Source organism: Pseudarthrobacter sp. C4D7 (assembly GCF_013359725.1).
Taxonomy (GTDB): domain Bacteria; phylum Actinomycetota; class Actinomycetes; order Actinomycetales; family Micrococcaceae; genus Arthrobacter.
Genome location: NZ_JABFMW010000044.1, coordinates 20,940 through 27,157 on the forward strand (window position 1 = coordinate 20,940; position 6,218 = coordinate 27,157).

Below are 6,218 nucleotides of genomic sequence, written 5' to 3' on the forward strand. Positions count from 1 at the left end.
CTATTCCCCTTCCGGCACGTCGTCCGCCAGTTCGCCCGCGGCGATCCGCTCAGCGGTGCGCCGGTATGCATCTGCGATATAGTCCTCGAGATCCTGGCGGCCGACGCGCCAGAGCCCCCTCGCTCCAACCTGAAAAGCGCGAAGCTCTCCAGTATGAATGAGGTTCCGGATGAGGCTGCTTTTGCAGTTCAGTTCTTCGGCGACCTGCTCGATGGTCAGAAAGCGGCGTTTGTCGTGTTCAGCGGTCACCCGGACATCCTAATGTGAGCAGCACCCAGCCCGGGGCCAGTTTGCGGGCCCCCGGCCAACCCGTGAGATTTCCTGGGCTGGACGGCCTGCAGGGCTTACCGGCTCATGCCCTTTTGGAGGAGCTTTGTCAGGCCGTTGGCTCCGCGCGTCTTGCGGGCCTTTGCAGGCCTTGATCCCTTGCCTACGGCTGCGCTGGGCGGTGTGGCCTGGTCTTGATCGGAATTGAGCCGTGCTTGTACAGCCTCGCGGTCGGCAACCCCTTCGAGGCTGGCCGCCAGTTCCTGGCGGCGCTCGGCTGAGTCGTATGTGGCTCCTGCTTCGTCACGCAACTGCTCGGGGTGGTGATTGGCACGGGCGGCTGTCCAGTCTTCAATCAGCCGCCTTTCCATGTCGTCCTCCAGGGCTACGCTGTCTGCAAATTTGTGCCGCTGCTCCCAGTTGTGCGCCTCGATGGGTTTGGTCTCCCGGAGCCAGACCAGCGCTTCGTCCAAGTCCTCCTTTGAGGGCCGATCAACGGCCTCCGCGCGTTTCCTGTCTTCCCGGTCGGCCTCGGCCAGCAGTTGCACAGCCTGGGCGTTTTCATCATGGCCGGCACGGTGTTCCTGTTCTGCCTGTTCGCGGTCCCGCTCGGCTTTAGCCAGGGCCTCCGCCACCGTTGCTTCACTGGCGCCGAGGTTGTCCACGTCCAAGCCGTAGCGGCGCTGCACTTGGTCGCGGATCACCTCAACCGCGTCACGCGCCGCCGGGTCGTGGTCCTTCCAGGCGGTGGCCGCCTCATGTGCCCTTTCGACGTCGCGGCCGGTGGCTGTGTCCCACCACCGGTCGTCCATGACCGGGGCGAGCTGTGCACGGGCAGCCGCCCGCTCGGCGTCGAACCGGGCCTGCAGTTCGCGGCCCTGTTGTTCCTCGGCGGCTTGGGCGCGGCGCAGCTCTTGCTCGCGTGCCCTGGCCAGTTGCTCACCGAGCCGGCCGGCAATAGTCAGCCCTACGCGTGACATTCCCTCAAGAGCCTCATCAATGCCGTCAGATTCGCTCATGGTTCCCCTCCTTGGTGTTATCTCTCAATGTCTGTGCGGGCACTCCCGCTTCGGGTGCTCGCGTGGGTACGTGCCTGCACGTATTTCGGCGGCAGCACGGAGCCCGGGGACCGGCCGGCGACCTGGCCGGCTGTACTCGCGCGTACCGCGGCGGCAGTTTCGCTATCCGCTGTGGGCGTGGTCGCTGGGACGCTGGGTAGTCCGGCCGCGACCTGGCTCAGGTGGTGCTTCACCATGTGGCTGATTTGGCGTGCTCTGCGCAGATCATTTGATGCCTTGTGCATGTCGTGGACTGCCTTTGCGACGTTGAGCAGCTGGCGCAGCATGATTGCCTGTGCGGCGGTTCCGCTGCCGCCCATCGAGGCTGCCATGAGCATGAGCGAGGCTCCGCGGGCAGATGGTCCTGCGCTGCGGATGGGGCGGACTGGGTAGCGCCGCAGTTGTGCCGTCTTGGACAGCTCGTCGGCTGCTGCTGCGAGTGGTCCTGGCGTTGCCTCGGTTGCCGTGGACCAGGCAGCGAAGGCGCCGGATGTCTCGCGTGCAACGTGCGCCCAGGTCGCGTGATCGTCCAGCGGGACGGAGCGCAGCGTTTCGCGGAGCCGGGCAATTTCGTCGCTGTACTGTTTCCACATTTGCGGGTCCGGTTCGTGGGCTTCGCGGCCGATCGTGACCGGGCGGCGTCCACGTGCAGCTGCCTGCCATTCTGCGACCGCCTCGGCGGCACCTTGTGGGCTGTCAGGCCACTCGGCACGGAGCTTGGGCAGGGCAAGGTCTTTGGCGAGGTGACCGCCGCCGAACCAGACAGGTCGGCCACCTTTGGGGGGACGTTCTGCCACGCTGTAGCCGACCACGACGTCGTCACGTCCGGACGCGTACCGCGGCCTGACCAGGGCGCCGGTGCGGCGAAGACGTCGAATGAATTCGGCCTCATCCTGGGCCGAGGTCGCGCAGGCACGGACTTTGCGTTCCAGGGACCGGCGTTCCGGTTCCGGTGCTCCCCGCCGTTCGGAGGCTTCGCGTTCTCCCGGCCGTAGCCCACGGGTGGAATGCGTGGGTGAAAGTTCTTCCAGCCCGTACTTCTTCTCAAGCTCCCGGGCGGCTTGTTGTGCCCGGGGGAAGTCCCGCCAGCTGCTCCACTTCGTTCCGTCCTCGCGGACCATGGAGGCAGCGAGGTGGATGTGGTCGTTTCCGGCTTTGCTGTGGCCGTGACGGATCGCGACCCACTGGGCCGGCGCCCGTCCGCTGGCTTCGCTGAACCCCATCTCGTCCATGAAGTCCTGCGCAATGTCAGCCCACTTCGCGTCGGTAAGGTCGCCTTCATCGGCGCGCAGGGAAAGCGAGCAGTGCCAGACATGCCCTCCGGGAATCTCCACGCCCAGGACGCTTCTGGCCCGGTCCAATTCCTTGGCAATGGCCTGCGCCGCGTCGGCGTTCAGTTCGTCATCGTTGTGCCAGGCCATGATCGACGGTGAGCCCGCGACCAGGTGCGGGTCGGTGTGTTCGTTCGCCCGGCCTGGGCCGGCAAGGTACGCGATGAGCCCGTGCATGCGGGTGCCCTTGGTGATGTTGGGAATCATCAGCGCACCATCGAATCCAGCATCGTATTGACCCGGTCAGCGACCGCCCGCACCCGGGTCAACACGGTGCGGGCTGCTTCGGGGAATTCGTCCGTGGCGTTCGCGTGCCGGGCGAGCTGGTTGACGTTGTTCGACAGGGCAGCAAGGTAGCGGCGGGCCGCGATGAATTCCACAGCCATCGCCCGCCGCTCAGCCAGCGACTCGGAGTTCTCCGCGTACAGGGCAGCACTGACAAGAATCTCCGACGGGCTGCGCCCGGTCCGTTCCTCCAGGACCTTCAACTGCGCACGCTCAAATTCGGACATCGACACCCGCACGTACTGGGTGTCGCCGTCAATGTTCGCGCGGCGGCGGCGGGCGAACCGGCGCGGCGACTTCTGCTCTTCAGTCATCCCGGTCCCCTCCACCAATGCCCAGCGCAGCGCCCCGGAATCTCCGGGCCACACTCACGAGTGTGCCGCATCCAGGGTCGCAGGCCGTGGATCAACACGCGGGTTATGGCACATAACCGCATAGCTTGCTCCGGAAAATCACCTACGCCCGTATTTGGGGCTTTGGGGGTTCCTGGGTACTGCCCTGCAGGACGCTGCGCGTCTGACTTGTTCAAAACGACTGCGTCGTTCCGTTTCGGCTGGTTGAGGCTACTGCCCGGTCCTTCCTTGGCAAGTCTCCGCAGCCGGCTTTCGCGGCATATCCTCGCTCCGCTCCGGTATTCCACGGTCCGGCCGCTCCAACTGGCCAATTCCTTCACCGGGCAAGTGCTTTCGGGCGCGCCGAAAGGAACGCGGCATAGGGCAAGCGAAAGGTACAGTTTTGGGTCTCATCTCACCTCCCACAGTGGCCAGGCAATACGGAGTCTCCCCGACGCAGCTGCGGCAGTGGCGGCGGCGCGGAATCGGCCCCGAATACTTCCAGTTCACAGCACGAACCGTCAGCTACTCTGACGACTATCTGCGGGACTGGTTCAACGATCCCCGGAACGCCCACCTCCTGGCGCAAGATCCTCCGGCTACCTCGGACATGTCATGCCCGGATGGGCGCGTCCGGCGGAGCCGGCGTCGGGATGATCGTTAGGCTGGATCCATGGCTACCCTCGACATTGAACAGACACGAAACCAAGCCCGCGCGCTGCTGGACTCCCGCATTGAATCCGTCACTGCCCTGGTAAAGAGCCGCCAGCGAATCACCGAGTTGCGGGACCAGCTTGTTGCGGCCGAACGCGATGACAAGCGCGCCTACGTGCAGGCCACCCGGGACGGATGGAGCGCGGAGGAACTGAAGAAACTTGGCCTTGAACCCTCTGCGGTAAAGCGCCGGCGGACAGCAAAGCGCTCCGCCGGATCCGAACAGGATGCCGCCCAGGAATCCGGCACATCCTTCAGCGAACAGTGACCCTAAAACCCACGCTGTTGTGAAACCCAAGCCGCAGCACTGACACCACTGAAAAGTCGCTGCACACAAAAAAGGACCGGAACATTCCGGTCCTTTTTTGTCCTTCGGCAAAAGGAAATCTGTGGTTCACACTACCGCATCAGTGAAGGGTGCAGTGGCTAGTCACCCCGCGCATGCCGGCGGCCTTTAAACACCCCGACCCGGACGACGCCAGGTACCCGTCGCGTTGGTGTGCGCGGCACCCCTGGTGTGCTTCTGCCCAGGCCGCGCTTAATGGCGGTCCGCCGCTGGTGAGTGGCTGCCGTGGTTCGCCCCGGGCGGCGGACCGCCCGACGTTTGAGACGTTCCCGGCCCTGCCGTGATGATTGGCGCGGGCCTTGCCGGGCGGTGGTGTTCCCCGCCCGGCAAGGGTCTTATGCTGCTTCGGTTTCTTTCTCGGCTGGCTTGCCGCTGTCGATGATCAGCTGTTCTACAGTTGATGCCTTGTACCCCCAAAGAACCAGTTGGTTCAGGTAGTCCCTGTGAGTCTGGGAGTGGGAACGCCACGAGTCCTTTGCGATCGTCTTTTCATACCCTGCGCAGATGAGCGCGATCAGGGAAAACTCGGGCCGTGCGGGGGATTTCGCCACGTGCGTGCGGAGCGGGTTCCACGCCCAGGTCTTGGCCTCGTCAACCTTTGCCCCAACCATGCCAGCGGCTACCTCGCCGTCGTAGCCGCTGGCCGTTTCGGGGTGGTGGGTGATCGCGTGGACGGTGAAGTACTGCCAGCCCTTGGGTGGCTGCTTCTTCGTCAGCAGGCCGGTCACGAATTCACGGCGTACCACCTGCGCGGACAGCATCGCTTTGTTGTTCTCAATTAGGGTTTTGCGTTCCGCCTTTTGTTCCTCGGTCATCGGTCCTTTCTGCGCTGGGCGGCCGCCGTGGTAGCGTTCGTACTTCGGTGCGAAGCCCGTGTCCTTCCACCCCGCGATCACGTCGTGTGTCCGGTGCTGGCCCCGGTAGTCCGTGGTGATCAGGACGGCGTTGGCGTCGTCCTCGGTGGCCGGTTCCCCGTCCTCCCTTTTGGCGGCGGTGACGTAGAGGTTGTCGTCGTCGGCGTAGTGTCCGGCGTCCTCCACGATGGTCTTGCCCTGGGCTTCCAGTTCGGCGATCAGCGCGGCGAGGGCGGCGGCGCTTTCGCGCCGGTCGCGCAGCTGCTGGGCGACGTGCAGAAGCTGGTCAGGTTCGTCCATAATGACCGATTCGAGCTCGGCCGAGGCCTCTTCATCTGACTCAAACTCAGCCATGATTAGCGCTTCTTCGATGCTCCATCCTTTGCCCAGGGCGGCGGCTCCCGCGTCCGAGGATCTGGCCTTCAATGCGGACTCCACGGTCGTCTTGGTGCGCCCGGTCTTCTTGGCGATCGCGGCCGCCGAGACCCCGATCAGGGATAGCTGGTGGTAGGCGTCGGCCTCGTCCGCTTCGGTCAGTTCGGCACGCTGGATGTTCTCCACCACCTGCGTCACGATACGTTCGGCCTCCTCCGGGGATTCGATGATCATCACCGGGATCAACGGGCGCCCAGCTTCGACGGCGGCGCGGGTGCGGCGCTGGCCCATCAGCACGTGCACGGTCCCGTCGTCCTTGCGGTGGGCGATCACCGGTTCCATCACGCCGTGTTCTTTGATGCTGGCAACGAAATCAGCGGTCAGGGCGGCGTCCTTACGGACGTTGACGTCGACGGTCAGGGTGGCCGGGTCGAGCATTTCAAGCGTGGGTGTTGAGTTCATGTGGTGTTGCTCCTTTTTTGCCGAAAGGTTTGGTGGGCGGGGCGACCAAGGGTGACCGGCCAGCGTCCCCTCTCCCCCGTTGTTTTGGCTGCTGGCGAAGCTTGCGGAGCTGTGGCCGACGGAGGCCTGTCTACCCGTGAGGGCAAGGGGCGGGAAATTCCCGGAGGAAATCAGCGACGAAGGAGCGCCGCAGG

The 6,218-nt window shown here is 64.7% G+C and carries 6 protein-coding genes; 1 reads left to right on the plus strand and 5 read right to left on the minus strand.

All coding sequences use genetic code 11. From position 1 onward, the window contains the following. The 4 genes from HNO81_RS19275 to mobC form a co-directional block, all read right to left on the minus strand. Positions 1-249, minus strand: coding sequence for a helix-turn-helix domain-containing protein (locus HNO81_RS19275; RefSeq protein WP_141002319.1), 249 nt, complete (start codon positions 247-249; stop codon positions 1-3). Between the two features lie 95 nt (positions 250-344). Then, positions 345-1,286, minus strand: coding sequence for a hypothetical protein (locus HNO81_RS19280; protein WP_175319705.1), 942 nt, complete (start codon positions 1,284-1,286; stop codon positions 345-347). 17 nt (positions 1,287-1,303) lie between these two features. Further along, entirely contained in the window at positions 1,304-2,863 is a 1,560-nt protein-coding gene (locus HNO81_RS19285) for a relaxase/mobilization nuclease domain-containing protein (protein ID WP_175319706.1), read from the minus strand. Continuing rightward, on the minus strand, positions 2,863-3,255 hold the full coding sequence (gene mobC, locus HNO81_RS19290; protein ID WP_175319707.1) for a plasmid mobilization relaxosome protein MobC: 393 nt from the start codon (positions 3,253-3,255) through the stop codon (positions 2,863-2,865). The genes HNO81_RS19285 and mobC overlap by 1 nt, the downstream gene beginning before the upstream one ends. A 691-nt stretch (positions 3,256-3,946) precedes the next feature. On the opposite strand from mobC, the gene HNO81_RS19295 reads away from it, so the two are divergent. After that, the gene (locus HNO81_RS19295) at positions 3,947-4,255 is read left to right on the plus strand and encodes a hypothetical protein (RefSeq protein WP_175319708.1); all 309 of its coding nucleotides are present in this window, start codon (positions 3,947-3,949) and stop codon (positions 4,253-4,255) included. A gap of 413 nt (positions 4,256-4,668) precedes the next feature. Here the strand turns inward: HNO81_RS19295 and HNO81_RS19300 are convergent, their stop codons facing one another. Continuing rightward, a complete protein-coding gene (locus HNO81_RS19300; protein WP_175319709.1) occupies positions 4,669-6,024 on the minus strand; it encodes a ParB/RepB/Spo0J family partition protein in 1,356 nt (451 codons plus the stop codon). Positions 6,025-6,218 lie beyond the last annotated feature (194 nt).